Source organism: Shimia sp. (assembly GCF_039969785.1).
Lineage (GTDB): Bacteria > Pseudomonadota > Alphaproteobacteria > Rhodobacterales > Rhodobacteraceae > Shimia.
The window spans coordinates 54,431-72,595 of sequence record NZ_JBDVNC010000044.1; the positions used below are offsets into that span (position 1 = coordinate 54,431).

19 protein-coding genes are annotated in these 18,165 nt (G+C 57.3%); 9 read left to right on the plus strand and 10 right to left on the minus strand.

Annotated features, from left to right (window positions below; translation table 11 throughout):
• The 4 genes from ABJI08_RS19395 to ABJI08_RS19410 are packed head-to-tail and all read left to right on the plus strand — an operon-like array spanning position 1 to position 3,182.
• A complete protein-coding gene (locus ABJI08_RS19395) occupies positions 1 to 483 on the plus strand; it encodes a MaoC family dehydratase N-terminal domain-containing protein (protein WP_348403505.1) in 483 nt (160 codons plus the stop codon).
• On the plus strand, positions 480 to 896 hold the full coding sequence (locus ABJI08_RS19400) for a MaoC family dehydratase (RefSeq protein WP_348403506.1): 417 nt from the start codon (positions 480 to 482) through the stop codon (positions 894 to 896). The genes ABJI08_RS19395 and ABJI08_RS19400 overlap by 4 nt, the downstream gene beginning before the upstream one ends.
• A gap of 10 nt (positions 897 to 906) precedes the next feature.
• Positions 907 to 2,058: an acyl-CoA dehydrogenase family protein gene (locus tag ABJI08_RS19405; protein ID WP_348403507.1), complete on the plus strand. Its 1,152-nt coding sequence runs from the start codon at positions 907 to 909 to the stop codon at positions 2,056 to 2,058.
• A 20-nt stretch (positions 2,059 to 2,078) separates the two neighbouring features.
• Positions 2,079 to 3,182, plus strand: coding sequence for a CaiB/BaiF CoA-transferase family protein (locus ABJI08_RS19410; RefSeq protein WP_348403508.1), 1,104 nt, complete (start codon positions 2,079 to 2,081; stop codon positions 3,180 to 3,182).
• A 33-nt stretch (positions 3,183 to 3,215) separates the two neighbouring features.
• Here the strand turns inward: ABJI08_RS19410 and hemE are convergent, their stop codons facing one another.
• Positions 3,216 to 4,250, minus strand: a complete 1,035-nt coding sequence (gene hemE / locus ABJI08_RS19415) for a uroporphyrinogen decarboxylase (RefSeq protein WP_348403509.1) — start codon at positions 4,248 to 4,250, stop codon at positions 3,216 to 3,218.
• Positions 4,251 to 4,446: 196 nt separating this feature from the next.
• Between hemE and hemC the strand changes: the two genes are divergently transcribed.
• Together hemC and ABJI08_RS19425 are read left to right on the plus strand one after the other, a co-directional pair.
• Positions 4,447 to 5,406 carry a hydroxymethylbilane synthase gene (gene hemC, locus ABJI08_RS19420; RefSeq protein ID WP_348403510.1) on the plus strand — a complete coding sequence of 320 codons (960 nt, stop codon included), beginning with the start codon at positions 4,447 to 4,449 and terminating at the stop codon, positions 5,404 to 5,406.
• A gap of 129 nt (positions 5,407 to 5,535) precedes the next feature.
• Positions 5,536 to 6,105: a hypothetical protein gene (locus tag ABJI08_RS19425; protein ID WP_348403511.1), complete on the plus strand. Its 570-nt coding sequence runs from the start codon at positions 5,536 to 5,538 to the stop codon at positions 6,103 to 6,105.
• 56 nt (positions 6,106 to 6,161) lie between these two features.
• Here the strand turns inward: ABJI08_RS19425 and hemF are convergent, their stop codons facing one another.
• From hemF to clpS, 4 genes are all read right to left on the minus strand, one after another.
• Entirely contained in the window at positions 6,162 to 7,055 is an 894-nt protein-coding gene (gene hemF, locus ABJI08_RS19430; protein ID WP_348403512.1) for an oxygen-dependent coproporphyrinogen oxidase, read from the minus strand.
• A 64-nt stretch (positions 7,056 to 7,119) separates the two neighbouring features.
• Positions 7,120 to 7,920 carry an SDR family oxidoreductase gene (locus tag ABJI08_RS19435; protein WP_348403513.1) on the minus strand — a complete coding sequence of 267 codons (801 nt, stop codon included), beginning with the start codon at positions 7,918 to 7,920 and terminating at the stop codon, positions 7,120 to 7,122.
• A 46-nt stretch (positions 7,921 to 7,966) separates the two neighbouring features.
• Positions 7,967 to 8,950 (minus strand): methyltransferase, encoded by a 984-nt coding sequence (locus ABJI08_RS19440; RefSeq protein WP_348403514.1) that lies wholly within the window; start codon positions 8,948 to 8,950, stop codon positions 7,967 to 7,969.
• 27 nt (positions 8,951 to 8,977) lie between these two features.
• Positions 8,978 to 9,295: an ATP-dependent Clp protease adapter ClpS gene (clpS, locus tag ABJI08_RS19445; RefSeq protein WP_348403515.1), complete on the minus strand. Its 318-nt coding sequence runs from the start codon at positions 9,293 to 9,295 to the stop codon at positions 8,978 to 8,980.
• 115 nt (positions 9,296 to 9,410) lie between these two features.
• On the opposite strand from clpS, the gene ABJI08_RS19450 reads away from it, so the two are divergent.
• Entirely contained in the window at positions 9,411 to 10,112 is a 702-nt protein-coding gene (locus tag ABJI08_RS19450) for an HAD family hydrolase (RefSeq protein WP_348403516.1), read from the plus strand.
• Between the two features lie 202 nt (positions 10,113 to 10,314).
• Entirely contained in the window at positions 10,315 to 11,667 is a 1,353-nt protein-coding gene (locus ABJI08_RS19455; protein WP_348403517.1) for a D-alanyl-D-alanine carboxypeptidase family protein, read from the plus strand.
• Between the two features lie 45 nt (positions 11,668 to 11,712).
• On the opposite strand, the gene ccoS is transcribed toward ABJI08_RS19455, so the two are convergent.
• The 5 genes from ccoS to ABJI08_RS19480 all read right to left on the minus strand — a co-directional run bounded on the left by ccoS (position 11,713) and on the right by ABJI08_RS19480 (position 17,079).
• Complete coding sequence (ccoS, locus tag ABJI08_RS19460; RefSeq protein WP_348403518.1) at positions 11,713 to 11,871, minus strand: cbb3-type cytochrome oxidase assembly protein CcoS; 159 nt, start codon at positions 11,869 to 11,871, stop codon at positions 11,713 to 11,715.
• 6 nt (positions 11,872 to 11,877) lie between these two features.
• A complete protein-coding gene (locus ABJI08_RS19465) occupies positions 11,878 to 14,064 on the minus strand; it encodes a heavy metal translocating P-type ATPase (RefSeq protein ID WP_348403519.1) in 2,187 nt (728 codons plus the stop codon).
• A gap of 3 nt (positions 14,065 to 14,067) precedes the next feature.
• Positions 14,068 to 14,529, minus strand: a complete 462-nt coding sequence (locus ABJI08_RS19470) for a FixH family protein (protein ID WP_348403520.1) — start codon at positions 14,527 to 14,529, stop codon at positions 14,068 to 14,070.
• The gene (gene ccoG, locus ABJI08_RS19475; protein WP_348403521.1) at positions 14,529 to 15,968 is read right to left on the minus strand and encodes a cytochrome c oxidase accessory protein CcoG; all 1,440 of its coding nucleotides are present in this window, start codon (positions 15,966 to 15,968) and stop codon (positions 14,529 to 14,531) included. Before ccoG ends, ABJI08_RS19470 begins: the two co-directional genes overlap by 1 nt.
• 103 nt (positions 15,969 to 16,071) lie before the next feature.
• Positions 16,072 to 17,079 carry an AraC family transcriptional regulator ligand-binding domain-containing protein gene (locus tag ABJI08_RS19480; protein ID WP_348403522.1) on the minus strand — a complete coding sequence of 336 codons (1,008 nt, stop codon included), beginning with the start codon at positions 17,077 to 17,079 and terminating at the stop codon, positions 16,072 to 16,074.
• A gap of 386 nt (positions 17,080 to 17,465) precedes the next feature.
• Here ABJI08_RS19480 and ABJI08_RS19485 point away from each other — a divergent pair, with 386 nt between their 5' ends.
• The gene (locus tag ABJI08_RS19485; protein ID WP_348403523.1) at positions 17,466 to 18,158 is read left to right on the plus strand and encodes a DUF2270 domain-containing protein; all 693 of its coding nucleotides are present in this window, start codon (positions 17,466 to 17,468) and stop codon (positions 18,156 to 18,158) included.
• Positions 18,159 to 18,165: the final 7 nt, after the last annotated feature.

Consider the following 18,165-nt stretch of genomic DNA (forward strand, 5'->3'; position numbering starts at 1 on the left):
ATGGGGATATTTGATCGCAGCACAACCGGCCACATCACCGCGCCGGTCACCGTTACGCTGGAACGTGGGGCGATGATCTTTTTTGCCGAAACCATTGGCGAAACCGATCCCATCTACCTTGATCCAACCGCCGCCCATGCCGCCGGACACCCCGACATTCTGGCACCTCTGACCTATATCGCGGTAATCGGGACCGAGGCTGGCAAAACCGCGCATCGCCTTGGCCAGACCGATTTTCTTGATCTGATCCGCGCCGATCTGCGTGTGCTTTTGCACGGCAATGAGAATTATTCCTATCACGGTCCTCTTTATGCCGGAGACACAGTCGATGTGCGTACCGAAATCGTCGGCTTTGTCGATGCCAAGGGCGGTCAGCTGGAAATTGCCAAAATCCGCCAGACCATGACCCATCCCGAACGCGGTCTGGTGGTCGACATCAAGCGCGATCTGATCCACCGCCTGAGCCACGAGGCCGCCGCATGAGCCTGACACTGCAATCTGCCCGCACCGGCGATATGCTGCCCGAACATCGGTTTGGCCCAATCACCCGCACCACGCTGGCGCTGTATGCCGGGGCGTCGGGTGATCACAACTCGATCCACATTGACATCGACTATGCGCGCGCTGCCGGAATGGACGACGTGTTTGCCCATGGCATGCTGACGATGTCCCAGCTTGGCCGCCTTGTGTCTGACTGGGCCGGACAGCCAAACGTGGTCGCCCTGTCGTCCCGGTTCACCGCCATCACACCAGTGGGGGCAACCCTGACCTGCACCGGCGAAATCACCGACCGTTTCGAAAAAGACGCCGCGTATTTCTTGCGCCTGCGCCTCTCTGCCACCATCGATGATGGCACACAGACCGCAAAAGGCGACGCCCTGATCCGCGTTTCTTAAGGAGGACACCATGCCCAACCCCGCCTGGATGCAGGAAGACCACCACGCCTATGCCGACACGGTACGGCGGTTTCTGGACGACGAATTCCAGCCCCACCGGGACACGTGGAAACAGGCGGGCAGCATCCCCAAGGCGTTCTGGCAAAAAGCGGGCGAACTAGGCATCCTTGGCGCCACGATCCCCGAAAACTGCGGCGGCTCCGGCCTGTCCCGCCATTTTGACGCCGTCACGTTTCTGGAACAGGCCAAGATCGGTGATTCCGGTTGGGGCTTTGCGGTGCACAACATCGCCACTCACTATCTGACCACCTTTGCCACCGATCAGCAGAAACAACGCTGGTTGCCGCACATGGCCTCGGGTGATCAGGTCGCTGCCATCGCCATGACCGAACCCGGCACCGGATCAGACCTTCAGGCCGTCACCACCACGGCCATCAAAGACGGCAATGAATACGTCATCAATGGCGCAAAGACCTTTATCACCAACGGTGGCAGCGCCGATCTGGTTGTGCTGGTCGCCAAAACCGATCCCAAGGCCAAAGGGCGCGGCGTGTCGCTGATCATGATCGAAACCAAAGATCTCGACGGGTTCCGCGTCGGTCGCAAGCTCGACAAGATGGGCATGAAACGTAACGACACGGCCGAACTGTTTTTTGAGGATGTGCGCGTGCCGCAAACCAACCTCATCGGGTTGGAAGAGGGGCAAGGTTTCATCCAGCTCATGCAACAACTGCCTTGGGAACGTCTGATCCTTGGCATTTCCGCCCTTGGCGCCAGCCAATGCGCGCTGGACACCACGCTGGACTATGTGCGCGAACGCAAGGCATTTGGTCAGCGGATCATGGATTTCCAAAATACCCGGTTTAAACTGGCCGAAGCCGCCACCAAGATCGAAGTGCTCTCGGCCTTTCTGGATCAATGCATGGCCGAACTGGATGCCAGAACCCTGACCCCGGAAAAGGCCGCGATGGCCAAATGGTGGGGCAGTCAGACGCAATGCGAAATTGTCGATGAATGCCTGCAGCTGCACGGCGGCTATGGCTATATGAACGAATATCTGATTGCCGAACTCTACACTGACGCGCGCGTTCAGAAAATCTATGGCGGCACCAACGAGATCATGAAGGAACTGATTGCGCGGTCTCTGGACTCTGACACGTAACCTTTGCAAGGAAGCATCCAATGCTGAACGGCGTCCGCATCATCGAAATCGAAGGCCTCGGCCCTGCGCCCTTTGCTGCCATGCTGCTGGCCGATCTGGGCGCGGATGTGATCACCATCCACCGCAAAGGCAAAGGCGGGCAGGTCACAACGGATGCCAGTGTTCTGGACCGCGGCAAACGTTCGATCACGCTGGACCTCAAGGACAATGCCGACCTGAAAATCGCCCGCGCTCTGATCGCCTCGGCGGATGCGCTAATCGAAGGGTTTCGCCCCGGTGTGATGGAACGCCTTGGTCTGGGTCCCACCCAATGCCACGCCGACAATCCCGCGCTGGTCTATGGCCGCATGACCGGCTGGGGGCAAACCGGTCCGCGCGCGGAAACCGCCGGGCATGACCTTAACTATATCGCCCAGTCCGGCGCGCTGTTTTATGCCAGCGAACCCCACGCGCCGCCGATCACACCCGCCACGCTGGTCGGTGACATCGGCGGTGGCGCGCTCTATCTGGTGGTGGGCCTTTTGTCCGGCATCCTGAACGCGCGCACCACCGGGCGCGGCACCCTGGTGGATGCCGCCATCGTTGACGGGTCTGCCCACATGATGAACCTGCTCATGGCGATCCGCCAATCCGGCGGCCTGTCCCCCGAACGCGGCCAAAGCCTGCTCGATGGCCCTCACTGGAGCCGCACCTATTTGTGTGCCGATGGCGGTCACGTCAGCGTGCAATGTCTGGAACCGCAATTTTACGCGGAATTTCTGGCAAGGATGGATCTGTCTGACGACCCCGAGTTTCAACAACAGATGGACAAACGCCTCTGGTCGAAACTGACCGCGCGACTGACCGAAACGTTTCTGTCAGAATCGCGCATGCATTGGGATGACCTGTTCACCGGGTCCGATGCCTGTGTTGGCGTGGTTCTGTCGCCCGAAGAATCCGCGCGCAGCCCACACATGATCGAACGTCATGTCTGGCAGGCACCGGGCGGAACTTTGCAAGCCGCCCCTGCCCCGCGATTTGACGGGCAGGCGCAAACCGTGCGCCCTGCCCCAAAACGCGGCGAACATACGGATCAGATCCTATCCGAGCTTGCCGCCAACGATACCGACGCAATACCGACGTAATACCGACGCGCTGCCGATACGTCGTTTCAGGGCTTACTTGCCCCGCACAGTATCAATCATCAACTGCACATTTTCCGGGTCTGCATCTGGTGTAATGCCGTGGCCAAGGTTGAAAATATGCGGCCCTTTGCCAAACGCGTCGACGATTTTGCGGGTCTCATCAATCAATGCCTGACCACCCGTCACCATATGCGATGATTTCAGATTGCCCTGAACACAACCATCCTTTTGCACATGTTCAGCGGCCCAAACCGGGGTCACACCATCATCCAGCGCCACGCAATCTGCACCGGTCGCCTGTCCAAATCCGATATACCGTTCACCCGCACCACGCGGGAATGCAATCACCGGCACATTGGGGTGTCGTGCCTTCAGCGCTGCGATAATTTTTTTAGCAGGTTCAAGCGCATAGCGGTCAAAGTCTGCGCCCTTAAGTGATCCCGCCCAGCTGTCAAACAGCTTCACAACTTCGGCCCCGGCATCGATCTGGCGCGACAGGTAGTCAATCGTTCCCTCGATCAAACGCTCAATAATCTGGTCAAACAGCGCAGGATTGCTGTCCTTTAATGCGTGTGCCGGGCCCTGGTCGGGCGTGCCACGTCCAGCCACCATATAGGTCGCCACCGTCCACGGTGCCCCGGCAAACCCAATCAACGTGGTTTCCTCGGGCAATTCGCGCGACAGAATGCGCACGGTTTCATAGATCGGATTCAGCACCTCATCGATATCCGACGCAGACTTAAGCTTGTCGAAATCTTCCTGTGTTTGGATGGTCGACAAGCGCGGCCCTTCGCCCGTGACAAACCACAGATCGGCACCCAACGCCTGCGGCAACAACAAAATGTCCGCAAACAGGATGGATGCGTCAAAACCATAACGCCGGATCGGTTGCAGGGTCACCTCTGCGGCCAGTTCGCTGTTATAGCACAGCGACAGAAAGTCACCGGCTTGCGAGCGTGTCGCGCGATATTCCGGCAAATAACGCCCAGCCTGGCGCATCATCCAGATCGGAGGTGTGTCGAGTGTTTCGCCGGCCAATGCCCGCAGAATTTTCTTGGATTGTGTCATACACCACCTCTTAGCTTTGGCATGTCGCCTCAGCGTTGACATGCATCAAGGAACCGGGCGTCAAAATCGTGCCTTTTCGACCCAACGAAACGCGCCCAACCCTTTGGGCGAATTGCTGTGCTTGGTCACGCGCTCAGAGCGGGATGTCAACCCTTCTGCGCTTGCCAGGCTGCACCACCGGGATTAGACCAAGACTATGACATTGACCCTTCCTTCACCCGACTCGCCCCTGAAAATTGGCACCCGTGGCTCTCCGCTGGCTCTGGCGCAGGCATACGAAACCCGCCGCCGCCTGAGGACCGCATTCGATTTGCCCGAAGCGGCCTTTGACATTGTGATCATCAAGACCACCGGCGATGACGCCGCGCTGATCGCCAAGGATCGCCCACTTAAGGAATTGGGCGGTAAAGGCCTGTTTACAAAGGAAATCGAAGAGGACCTGCTGTCAGGCGCCATCGATATCGCCGTACATTCAATGAAGGATATGCCCGTCGACCAGCCCGCCGGGCTGCTGCTGGACACCTATCTGCCCCGCGAAGACACCCGCGATGCGTTTGTGTCGCCCAACGTGAAAACACTCGCTGATTTGCCACAAGGCGCCGTGGTGGGCACATCGTCTTTGCGCCGCCGCGCACAATTGCTGCACTACCGTCCGGACCTGAAAGTTGTGGAATTCCGTGGCAATGTGCAAACCCGCCTCAAGAAATTGTCAGAAGGCGTCGCCGACTGCACCTTTCTTGCCCTGGCCGGTCTCAACCGCCTGGGTATGGACCACGTCGCCTCGTCCGCGATTGCCCCCGAAGACATGCTGCCTGCCGTGGCACAAGGTGCAATTGGCATCGAACGCCGGGCGGATGACACCAACACCGCCGAAATTCTGGCTGCAATCCATGATACGCCGACGGGTCAGCGCCTGGCTGCAGAACGCGCCTTTCTGGCCGCGCTGGACGGATCTTGTGAAACGCCGATTGCCGGATTGTGTGAACTCAACGGCGCGACCCTGCGTTTGCGCGGAGAAGTTTTGCGCCCGGACGGATCAGAAAGCATCACGGATGAACGCAGCGCACCCATCGAAGATGGCGCTAAGCTGGGTCGCGAAATGGCCGAACATTTGCTGGCGCAGGCTGGACCGGGTTTCTTTGACTGGCGCACGTAACTTGACGAGAAATGTGACACGGCGGGCACACGCATAAGGTTAATACCTTTAATACGGACCAAATCTTTCACGATTTCGTCACGATTGAAGGCGACTCTGTCCTCAAATGAGTGAACAGAGGAACACCTCATGAATGCTTTAACCCGATATGGAGCCGTTGGCGCCGAAGGTTGGAACTCGCTAGTGGCCGAAACTGCGGAAAATGGCTACGCCGTCAGCGAATCGTCCGGCAAATTCCGCCATACCTCCCGCACCGAAGCCATTTTGCGGTTCTTTGGCATCCTCATCGTTTTGGGATCACTTGTTCAGTGGTCTTTTCCCGATGCAAATTTTGCCGGAGACCCGATGATCAGCAAACTCCTGCTGTCTGTTGCCTGTGCGGTGACGGGTCTGGCGGTATACAGCTTTGCAATCCGTGGCCATCGCAGCGAAATCCGCTTTGACCCGCGTAAAAACGAACTCATCGTGTCCGCGCTGAACCGCCAGGATCGGCACAAGGCCGTGCGCCGCGTACCCTTGCGCAATATCAAAAGCATCTATGTACGTCGCAGCGACATGCCCCCCGGAATGGCAGCTTTGCGCATTCGCTTTAACAACAATCCAAATGAACTGACTGCCATTCGCGGCACAGATTCCGAGATTGAGATGCTGCACAGCTTGCTCTGCCGTGACATCCGCATGGCGCGCAAACACGCCTGAACCATCGACACCCGGAACAGACACGCACGGCAGGGGTTACTCTGCCGTGTTTTTTGTTACACCCACTTGGCCATAGGTGGCAGGCTCATCAGTACAGCGTTGGCATCATGGCCGGTCTCAAGACCAAATTTGGTGCCCCGGTCATACACCAGATTATACTCGGCATAGAGACCACGGTGCACCAATTGTGCGTCTTTCTCAGGCGCGCCAAATGCCTGTGGCCGGCGTTTTTCAATCAACGGTACAAACGCCGGAAGAAACGCGCGGCCAACATCCTGAATAAATCCAAAATCCGCGTCCCAGTCGCCGGTGTTATAGTCATCCAGAAAAATTCCGCCCACACCCCGGGCCCGGTTGCGATGCGGGACATAGAAATACCCATCAGCCCACGCCTTAAAGCGCGGGTAATGTGCGGTATCATGACGGTCGCAATGGGTCTTTTGCACGTCGTGGAAATGCGCGGTGTCCTCGTCATATTCAAGACAAGGGTTCAGGTCAGACCCGCCACCAAACCACCATGCGTGCGGGGTCCAGAACATGCGTGTATTCATATGAACAGCGGGACAATGCGGGTTCTGCATATGCGCAACAAGGCTGATGCCCGATGCCCAGAACCGCGGATCATCCTTCATACCGGGGATACCCTTGCGCGCGGCCATCGCCGCCTGTGCCCGGTCTCCAAGTTCGCCGTAAACAGTGGAAATGTTGACCCCGACCTTTTCGAACACCCGACCTCCACGCATGACAGACATCAGCCCGCCCCCTGCGTCGGATCCGTCTGCGCTGTCGCGCTTGGTCTGTGTCACTTCGAAATGCCCGGCATCCTGATCCGAAAACGGGCCTTTGGCATGGCTGTGTTCCAGCTGCTCAAACGCGGCGACAATCTGATTGCGCAGGTCACGAAACCACGCGCTTGCCTGTTCTCTCTGGCTTTCCATCTGATCCGACATGGGGTCCCCCGAAATGTAACCGCCACTGCCTAACAGCAGGCGCGTCAGGAAACCAGAGAAGAGATCAGTGTGCCGGAGCTGTAACCGGATCAAGCAATGTGCGGCCGCCATCAAGGGTCAGGATCTGGCCCGTCATGAACCCCGATCCGTCCGACGCCAGGTATTGCACCGCATCCGCCAATTCGCCCGGAGCTGCAATGCGCCCCAATGGCGTGTGATGCTCTATCTCGCTGCGGTATTCGCGGTTTTCCTTCAGCGTTTCCTGCAGGCTGGCTGACATGACCGAGCCAAAGGACACGGCGTTCACCCGAATACGGTGCGGCGCCAGGGCCACTGCCAAAGAACGTGTCATCTGATCCAGCGCTGCTGTCGACACCGAATAGGCCAACAAGTCAGGATGCGTGCGCCGTGCCGCTATTGAGGATAGGTTCACAATCGATCCGACCGGGCCTTCTTCCTGCCCCGCGCTTTGCTTGATCATGCGTTTGGCGACCATCTGAGACAGGCGCAATGCCGTCATCAGGTTCTGCTGCATCATCAGCTCGACCGTGTTGTCATCCGGGTTCAACGCTTCGGACTGCACCACCTGACGGCATCCATTCACCAGAATATCGACCTGATCAAAGGCATCAATCGTCGCTGAAATCAGGTTTTTGATGGTCAGCTTTTCGCGCAAATCACCGGCAAAATAGCGCACATTGCCGTCGTCGGTATTGACCCCAAGCTCTGCAACAAGCCGTTTTTCATCCATGTCCGCAAACATGACATTCGCGCCAAGGTCGGCAAACTGCCGTCCCACAGCCAGACCAATCCCATTGGCTGATCCCGTAACGATCGCGGTTTTACCCGCTATTGAATATGACATGTGCGATCCCCATCACGCTGTCCGATTCTGCGCAGCTTACGCGGATTCAACGCCGCTTGCGAGCGGGTCTCTGAGCGTGCAAAACTTTGAACCGATTATCGCCTGCGACCTCGTCTACCTTTGCGAAACACGCCTGCAGCGTGGTCTCGTAAGGCAAATGGCGGTTGGCAACCATCCACAAATGCCCGCTTGGTGTGAGAATGCGCGCGGCGGATTGAATGAACTCTACACCCAAACCGGGTTCGGCTTTGCGCCCGGTGTGGAAAGGTGGGTTCATCACCACAGTATCAACCCGCTCTTTGAGCACCCATTGCGTGGCATCCGCCCAGTGGAACTGCGCCCGGGCATCCGTCACGTTGCGGCGCGCACAGTCCAGCGCGACATGGTCGGCCTCGACAAGATGCACATCGCGGACATTTTCATTTTCCAGAATTTTAGAACTAAGGTATCCCCACCCTGCCCCCAAATCCGCCACAACACGTCCCAGTTTAGCAGGCAAGGCCGCCGCCAGCGCCTGCGACGCCGGATCGATCCCATCAGCAGAAAATACACCCGGCAAAGTCACAAAACGCCCGTCCACCTGCGTTGGCTCGCTCGCGCGCCACTCGGCAAAGTCTCCGCCCTGGAACCAGAACAACTTGCCATGCGCCTTGGACGCCACGCCTTGTACGTCAGCGCGTTTGCGGCACTCTTTCAGAACGCTGTCGATCCCGTCGGTCTTTTGACCGTCAACCACAACCACGTCCGCCACAGCCGCCGCCCGGGCCAACAGATCACGTGCCTGGGCTTTGGCGCGGGGCAGGACCACAACCGCCATCGCGTATGTGCCCGCCTCTTCAACGTCACACTGATACCCGGCAGCCGCAAAAGCATCACAGTCCGGCTTTAGTGGCTGAATGAGTGTGCAGTTCTCTTTGGGCAGGGCCGATAAATCATACCCGGCACGCGGCGCAAAAACGGCGACGCGCCCTTCGGTCGGCACGACAAGGCCAAACGCCTCGACGGCATGGGTCAATCTGGAATGGGACATATTATCACGAGCACCAGCCTTAGCTGATCACTCTTTCTCCATAGTGCATTGCAGCGGATGCTGATGGCGGCGCGCGAAATCCATGACCTGCGTCACCTTGGTCTCTGCAATCTCGTGACTGAAGACACCTACAACAGCAAGCCCCTTTTTGTGCACGGTCAACATGATCTCAAACGCCTCGGCATGAGTCATGCCAAAGAACCGCTCAAGGATATGAACCACAAATTCCATCGGCGTGTAGTCATCGTTCAGCAGCATCACTTTATAAAGCGGCGGGCGCTTGGTCTTGATGCGCGTCTGAACGGCGACACCGGAATCTCCGTCGTCGTCAGAGTCGTTTGACATCAACAATGGCTGCAATGGCATATGTGCGGTCCGCTATAGGGGTGGATTGCGTTCTGTGTTTATATAGCGTCATCAGGGCTCTAGAAAAGGGGCTGTACACCTGATGGGCGCTCACATGGCTAAAAATCTGACAACAATTGGCTTCGATGCCGATGATACGCTCTGGTACAACGAGCGTTTCTTTCGCATCACCCAGGAGCGATTCGCGGAATTGTTGACGGATTTTGCACCGGCGGATCATCTTATGGATCGCCTTCTGGAAGCTGAACGTCGCAATCTTGGACATTACGGGTTCGGCATCAAAGGCTTTGTGCTGTCGATGATCGAAACCGCAATTGAAGTGACAGAGGAACGCGTTCCCGCCGCTGTAATTGCCGAACTGATGGCCGCAGGGCGCGAAATGTTGCGCCACCCGATCGAGCTTTTGCCGCATGCCCGCGACACGGTTCTGAGCCTGGGCGCCGACTATCATCTGGTGCTTATCACCAAGGGAGATTTGCTGGATCAGGAACGTAAACTGGCGCAAAGCGGGTTGGGCGAGCTGTTTGACTGGGTCGAAATAGTCTCAGACAAAACGCCCGAAATGTACCACCGCGTCTTTGCACGCCACGGCGATGGCGCAGCGCGCGCTTTGATGGTGGGTGATTCCATGCGATCCGACGTTGTGCCCGCGATCACAGCCGGTGGCTGGGGTGTCTTTATTCCTCAGGGCCCGGCGTGGGAGCTGGAAAAAGCCTCACCACCCGCAGACACAAGCCGTTTTTTTGAGCTGCCGACCTTGCAACCTTTGCCCGACCTTGTTCATCGGCTGGATTGACGCTGCGTCGTTCATAACAAAAATTCGCACCAGTTGCGGTTGTATGGGTCACAGCCCCTACATCTGCGATTTAGCCTGAAAGACCCCCTGCAAATCATGTGAAACAAACACTTTATTCGGATTCCGGCTTGTGCTAGCGTTGTCTCAATAAAAAGGTCAGACCGAAAAATTGGCGGCCAGAGGCAGAGAAAAGGCAGTTCAGGTGAAGGCTCGGCAACCATGGCCGGCCCGATTCGGGCTTTTGGCATTAACACTCGTGTGGCTCGCTTTTGGCGTAGCTTCAAACGTGTCCGCGGCACCTTATGCCGCGATGGTGATAGACGCCCGCTCAGGCGAGGTGCTTCACGCAAGAAACGCGGACACCCGTCTGCATCCGGCATCGCTGACCAAGATGATGACGCTTTACATCGCGTTCGAGGCGATCAAAAACGGCGAGATCTCGCTGGATACCAAAGTGCGCATTTCCAAAAATGCGGCGGCGGAGCCTCCTTCAAAACTTGGCCTTAAGTCGGGTCAGCGCATTGCGATGCGCTATCTGATCCGGGCTGCGTCGGTCAAATCGGCCAATGATGCCGCAACTGCGATTGGCGAAGCACTGGAAGGGTCCGAAGCGGCATTTGCCCGCCGGATGAACCGGACCGCCAAGGCGCTTGGCATGTCCAACACGACCTTTAAGAACGCACATGGGTTAACCGAAAGCGGACATATGTCGACCGCGCGGGACATGACCACATTGGGGCGTCACCTGCTCTATGACTACCCGCAATACTACAACCTGTTTTCACGCCGTTCGACCGATGCCGGGATCAAGACCGTCACCAATACCAACCGTCGCCTGCTTGCGGCGTATCGCGGTGCCGATGGGATCAAAACAGGTTATACTCGCGCCGCCGGTTTCAACCTTGTTGCCTCTGCGGAACGCGGAAATGAAAGAATTATCGCCACCGTGTTCGGAGGCCGCTCTTCAGCGACCCGCAACGCAAAAGTTGCCGAATTGCTTGACCTTGGGTTCGGCCGCGCGCCCAGCAATGTTGCCGTGCGCAAACCTTCGGCGCCTGCCTATAAAGGCGGCCCGCCGCCTGCTGGCAAAACCATCCGCGTCAACTTAGCCGTCAGGAAATCCCTGCGCCCCAAAATGCGCCCTGTGACCAACGAGCCTGAAAACCAGGCGGTTGTCATCGCTGCTGCCAAAGTGATCGAACACGATATTCAGTCAGCCCTGCTGCAAGCTCAGCAAGACACAGCCGCTGCATTGATCGCCCCCGAGGTGACACCTCCGCCCGAACCCAAAGTGGTCACACGCCTGTCCACATCTGGCGGACGTCATTGGGGTGTCAATGTGGGCCGGTATGCCAGCCGCTATGCCGCCGAAAAGTTCCTGCTAAAGACCGCACTGGCTGAGATGTCGACGCTGGACGGGTCATTGCGCAAGGTGGTGCGGAATTCGCGCGGGTATGAGGCCAACTTCATGGGCATGACCCGTGAAACCGCTGACCTCGCCTGCCGCAGGCTGCAGGCACGCCAGATCACCTGTTACACAATTGGTCCCGGCTAAGGGACCACTTCAATCATCTCTTGGAAAACCGGCAACCCAACCAATTCAAGGTTTGGGTTTGTCGTCATATTGCCCTGACAAAATACGCTGGGCATCACCGTCCGGGTCGTCATACTGATTAGATTTCACCGTATACACAAACGCCAAAAGACCAACGCCCCCCAGCACCAGCGAGATCGGAATCAGATAGGCCAGAATTTGCATGTGTCGTTACCTCACCCGCAGCGCGTTGAGCGACACAGTAATCGAAGACAATGACATCGCCAATGCAGCAATCAGCGGTGTCGCCAATCCGGCCACGGCCAGCGGCACAGCAATGACATTATAGACTGTCGCAATCCGAAAGTTCTCGCGAATTCGGCGGGTCGAAGACCGCGCTGTGACCAGCGCATCAGCAATCGGACTCAGATCCCCACCCAGCAGAACAATATCAGACGCCACACGCGCTGCATCCAGCGCCGACGCAGGAGAGATCGATACATGTGCCGCTGCCAGGGCGGCAGTGTCATTCAACCCGTCCCCGACCATCAACACATGTTTGCCATCCCTGGCCAAATTCTGCACCCGGCGCGCCTTGTCTTCGGGCAATGCTTCGGCCGCCCAGCGTTCAATCCCCAACCGGTTGGCCAGATCTTCCACGGCACCAGTTGTGTCGCCTGACAACAGGATCACGGTCTTGCCGTCGGCTTTCAACGCCGAAACAGCCTGTTCGGCCCCATCCCGCAGCGCATCCGCAAACAAAAACGCCTTAGGCGCGCCATCTCCGGCATCCAGATAAGCCGATGTCTGAGCCAGCGGCGACGCACCGACCCACGACGCCCGGCCCAGACGGACCAGTTTGCCGTCCAACAGGCCTTGAGTCCCGTATCCCGGCACTTCTTTGATCTCGCTCAGCAATGCTGGCGCAATGCCAGCCGCCTGCCCTGACCGCGTCAGGGCAAGGCTCAGCGGATGAGACGACCCCATCGCCAATGCCAGCGCCACCGAAAGGTCCTGGCGTGAGAATGCATCCAGATTGGTCAGCTCTGGCGTGCCCGCAGTCAGCGTGCCTGTCTTGTCAAACACAACCGTATCCACCTGCGCCAGACGTTCCAACGCGGTGGAGTCTTTGATCAGCATGCCCTTGCGAAAAAGCCGCCCCGACGCCGCAGTTGTCACCGCCGGCACCGCCAGCCCAAGCGCGCATGGACATGTAATGATCAACACAGCCGCCGCAATATTCAAGGCTGTGCGCACGTCAAACGTATACAGGTACCAGCCCAGAAAGCTGAGTGCCGACAATATGTGTACGCCCGGCGCATAAAGCTTGGCCGCCTTGTCCGCCAGTGACGTGTAATTCGAACGACCCGATTCAGCGACGGCCACCAGATCCGCCATGCGATGCAGGCTGGTTTCTTTCCCAACCGCAGTCGCCCGCACAACCAGCGGCCCGGTCAGGTTCACTTCCCCCGCGCTGACTTGCAGACCCGGTTCCGCAAACACCGGCAACGTTTCTCCGGTCAGCAAGGACCGGTCCAGCTCTGATTGGCCCTGTTCAATGTCTCCGTCCACCGGCATGCGTCCGCCCGGGCGCACCAACACCAGATCGCCAACGTTTAACGCGCTGACCTGAACAGTTTCCTCCTGGCCATCGCTCAACCGCACCGCGCGCGGGACTTCCAGCGCGGCCAGTTCTTCGGCGGCAGACCGCGCGGCAGCGCGGGTTCTGTGGTCCAGATATCGCCCAGCCAGCAGGAAAAACACCAATGTCAGCGCCGCATCAAAATAGGCGTGTTCGCCGGACAATGACGTTTCCCAAAGGGACGTGAAAACAGCCAGCAGAATCGCCAGAACAATGGGGACATCCATGTTCAGACGTCGATGTTTCAACGCGTTCCACGCACTGACGTAAAACGGACGCCCGGAAAATACGATCGTTGGCAACGCAATCGCTGCGGAAATCCAATGGAACATGTCGCGCGTCGCCGCCTCTGCCCCGGACCAGACCGAGATCGACAGCAACATCACATTCATTGACGCAAAACCGGCCACGGCCAGACGCATCAACAAATCACGCCCCGCCTTGTTCGATTCCGTTGATTTTAGCGTCCCGGCGTCAAGTTCATGGGCTTCATATCCGATGCCCTCTAACACGCGCGCAAGATCGTCCGCAGTAACATCCGGTTCAGCTTCCACAGTGGCGCGCTTAAGGGTCAGGTTCACACGTACAGACTTAACACCCGGCTGGCGCGCGAGTTCGTTTTCGATAGTGGTGATGCACAGCGCACAATGCACCGTCGGCACCGACAGCGCCAAATGCGCATCATGTTGCGCATCCCGTTCCGCAATGGCCGCCGCAGCCGGGGCTGCGTCACAGGCCGGACAGGCCGAAATATTCGGACGCATCGCAGCCGTCATGTGTCAGCCCTGCGTCACGTGCAGAACCACACGCTGCGTGAATTCCGTGCCGTCCTTGGCCCGGGCTGTCATGCGGATGTTCCAGTTCCCTGGGGCCAGCTCGGCCGGAACCACATACGCGCGTCCGTCAAACTCAAAACTCGGTTCAACATCGTCTTTGACATGTGTCGCCCGCCCCAGAACGGCGTGCAATTCTTCTACCTCAACCGGCGCGCCGTCCTGATCCAGTATCGAAAGCACCAACAATCCGCCGCCAGATCGCGCCGTGACAGTCCACCCCAAGGCAACCTGCGCATCGCGACGCACATCAAATTCCTGACTGGCGACATAGGAATTCTTTACCTCCAGCCCGGGAAAAGTTGCCACCGCGTTCCATGCCAGTATCAGATTGACCCCGATAATCACGCCGAACGCGCCGACAAAAATGAACAGCACGTGACGCCCTGTTAATTCGCCCTGCGCCATCAGTTGCTCCTTCCGTTAAAGATCGTGTCCTTATGTACACGATCTCCGTTGGTCGCGTCTTCTACCCAAAAGCGGAAATCCGTTAATGCGCCCTCTGCCGGGACCGATCCTTTGGGCGCCACAACATAAACCCGCTGCAGCTTCATCTCATCGGCAGGCACATTGACCACGTCATAGGGCGTGCCTTCCAGATCAATCCGCAACGTCGGGTCGCCTTTTAGCGACAACCGGAACGGACGCTCTTCGCCATGTTTGTTGCGCAGACGTATTTCGTATGTGTTTCGGATCGAACCGTCCGCTAATGTGACATAGGTTGGGTTGCGCACGGGCGCGACCGTCAATTCGATGTCAGTCCGCATAAAAAGCGCCACCACCAACATGACACCCACCAACGACCACATCGCTGTATAGAGAATGGTCCGGGGGCGCAAAAAATGATGCTTCCAGACGCTACGCGGTGCGTTTCCAGCGGTTTCATGCGCCTCGTCACCCACGGCAAGATAGTCAATCAACCCACGTGGTTTGCCGACCTTGGTCATCATGTCGTCGCAGGCATCGATGCACAAAGCACAGGTGATGCATTCCAGCTGTTGACCATCGCGAATGTCGATGCCCACCGGGCACACATTAACGCAGGCCATACAATCGATGCAGTCGCCCAATTCGGTGTCTTTTGTCCGTTTGCCTTTGCCACGCGGCTCGCCGCGCCAATGACGATAGCCAACAGTCAGCGTGTCTTCGTCCATCATCGCCGCCTGAATGCGCGGCCATGGGCAGGCGTAAATGCATATCTGTTCGCGCGCGATGGCCCCGAAAAACACTGTGGTAAAGGTCATCACGGCAATGGTGGTATAGGCGATTGAATGCGCCGTACCATTCAGCAGATCCACCATCAAAGTCGGCGCATCGGTATAATAAAACACCCATGCCCCACCCGTGGCCAACCCGATCAACAACCAGACAATCAACTTGGTGAGACGCAGCCGTACTTTGCGGAAATCCCATTTTTTCTGGCGATGCAGCCTGAGCCGCGCGTTCCGGTCGCCCTCAATCCAGCGCTCCACCAGAATAAACAGATCAGTCCACACCGTTTGCGGGCACGCGTACCCGCACCACACCCGGCCAAGTGCAGACGTAAACAGAAACAGTCCCAAACCGGCCATGATCAAAAGGCCCGCAACAAAGTAAAACTCGTGCGGCCAAATCTCGATCATGAAGAAAAAGAAACGGCGATTGCCCAGATCAAGCAAAACTGCCTGATCCGGCAGGCTGGGGCCACGGTCCCAGCGAATCCAGGGGGTCAGGTAATAGATCCCCAATGTGAAGGCCATTATGAACCATTTCAGGTTTCTAAAGTTGCCTTTGACTCGTTTCGGGAAAATCGGTTCGCGCGCCTTATAAAGGGCTGGCTCGGGATTGCTGCTCACGGAATCACTCACGCGTTGGAAATGGGGTAAGTCTCTTGTCTCAATCATTTAGAGGCAACACTTTGACCTGTGTCAAATGCCACATCTTTAATGTAGGTTTTTAACCTCGGCAGCGTCAGGCGCGGCGCACCTGCGCAGGGGTTTGCCCCGTCCAGCCCTGAAACGCCCGATAAAACGAATTTGGATCGCGATAGGCCAGAAGGTAGGAAATTTCCTCCACGCTCAACGCGCCCGCGCGCAGATAATGCAAAGACAGGTCTTCGCGCGTGGCATCCAAAATGCCTTGAAATGTCTCACCTTCGGCCTTCAAATGGCGTTGCAAACTGCGACGGCTCATCAAAAGTCGCGCGCACACTGCATCGACCGAAGACTGCCCGGACGGCAACAATTCCAAAAGCGCATTGCGGACGCGGATCGACACTGCCGTATTGCGTCGTTGTTCTGCCAGCTGCCGGGTCAGGTCGCGCTCAAACCCTGCCCAAAGTTCGGGGTTTTCTGAAATCAGCGGACGGTGTGCATCTTCTCGCGAGAACGTCAGGCTGGCTTGCGCCGCGACAATGGCCGGGCGTCCAAAATGCCGGTCGTACACCGCTTGCTCCGGCATCAGTTCGGGCAGTCCAACTTTCAAAGGTACAACGTCGACTCCGGTGGAAGTTCGACTGATTTCAATAAGATGCGCCAAATGAAACGCCGCCATTGTCGCTGGCATGACCAACCCCGGCTCACCCGCCGTAACGTCCACCGAAATGGCGCGTTCACTGAGCCGCAAGCTCAGCTTGATGGGGGCGACAAGCGGTTTAAACACTGCCAGCCGTTCCAGACCAACCGCGATATTTGGGCTACAGGAAAACGCAAATAACGCCGCATCAAATGGACCCCGCGAAAACACCTTTGCCATTTCCAATGGCAGGTTCGGCTGATCACATTCTGCAATCACCGCATTCCACAGGTCAAAAAACTGCGCGCCGGTTACGCCGCGCCCTTCGTTGGAAATGATATCGTCGGGCAATCCGGCACGGCGCAGCACGCGTGGGGTCTGAATGCCCAGCATCGCACAGGCTTGTGTCGTGGATTCGGATATCGTGTAACGCGTTTGCTTTTTTGAATTCAAATTTTTCGCCAAGGCAATTCCCCCGCACCTCAACCAGCGCCAAACGCCTTTGGCGCAAAACGTTTGCAGTCTGGCGTAATCCGCAAGTAAGCTATCACATTAATCTGTCAGGGAATAGAAAAAGGTACCGGCCTTCCCAGGAAACGCGCGAACAGGACGGGAAGACCGATACCTATGACCCCATCTGCACCAGCAACAGGGGTTTTCTTGAGGCGTTCCGGGATAAACCATCGAGCCCCTCTGTCACTGATACTGATCTGATTCCGGTCAGCGTGACTTGATCTCGGTCAAGTCGTGGTCAAAACGTGTGCCTTTTTTTGAATTTATCAGCATAGGCAAATGATGCCCCCGCCATGCAGGTTTTGACGCATGATCTACGTCATGTCATAGAAACACATATGGACACGCAAGATCCCGAAATGGACCCGACCTCACAACGTAATAATCTTACAGCCGCGGAAATCGGCGCCGTTGCCCATCTTTACCGCGGAGAAGTCTACCGAAGTACGATCTGGCGCACCCGTCTGGACACCACCACCAACTGGGCAGTGGTCACGCTGGGCGTCGCTTTGTCGATCTCGTTTGCCTCGCCTGACGCGTCGCCCTTGCCGCTTATTCTGGTCGGGGTGTTGATCATCCTTTTTCTCAACCTCGAAGCACGGCGGTATCGGTACTTCAACGTGTGGCGCGCCCGTGCGCGTTGGCTTGAGACCCATTTTTATGCGCCCCTGCTTTATGACGGGGATTTGCACATGGAGGAAAACTGGCAGCAGACATTGGCAAACGATTATATGAAGCCAGTTTACCACGTGTCGTTTTTGACAGCCATTGGCCGCCGTATTCGACGAAACTACCTGTGGATATTGCTGATCCAGTCCTTGGCCTTTGTCGGCAAACTGGTTGTACACCCGACCCCGGTCACAAGTCTGGATGAGATGTTTCGCCGGGCAGATGTCGGTCCGATTCCCGGAGAATGGATTGTTGCGTTTGGGCTCTGCTATCTTGTCACGTGGGCCGGGCTGGCAATCTGGAGCAAGAAAGACGATGCCAATCGCGCCAAGAAACGCGGCGCCGATACGTCGATGGGATAAAGAAAAC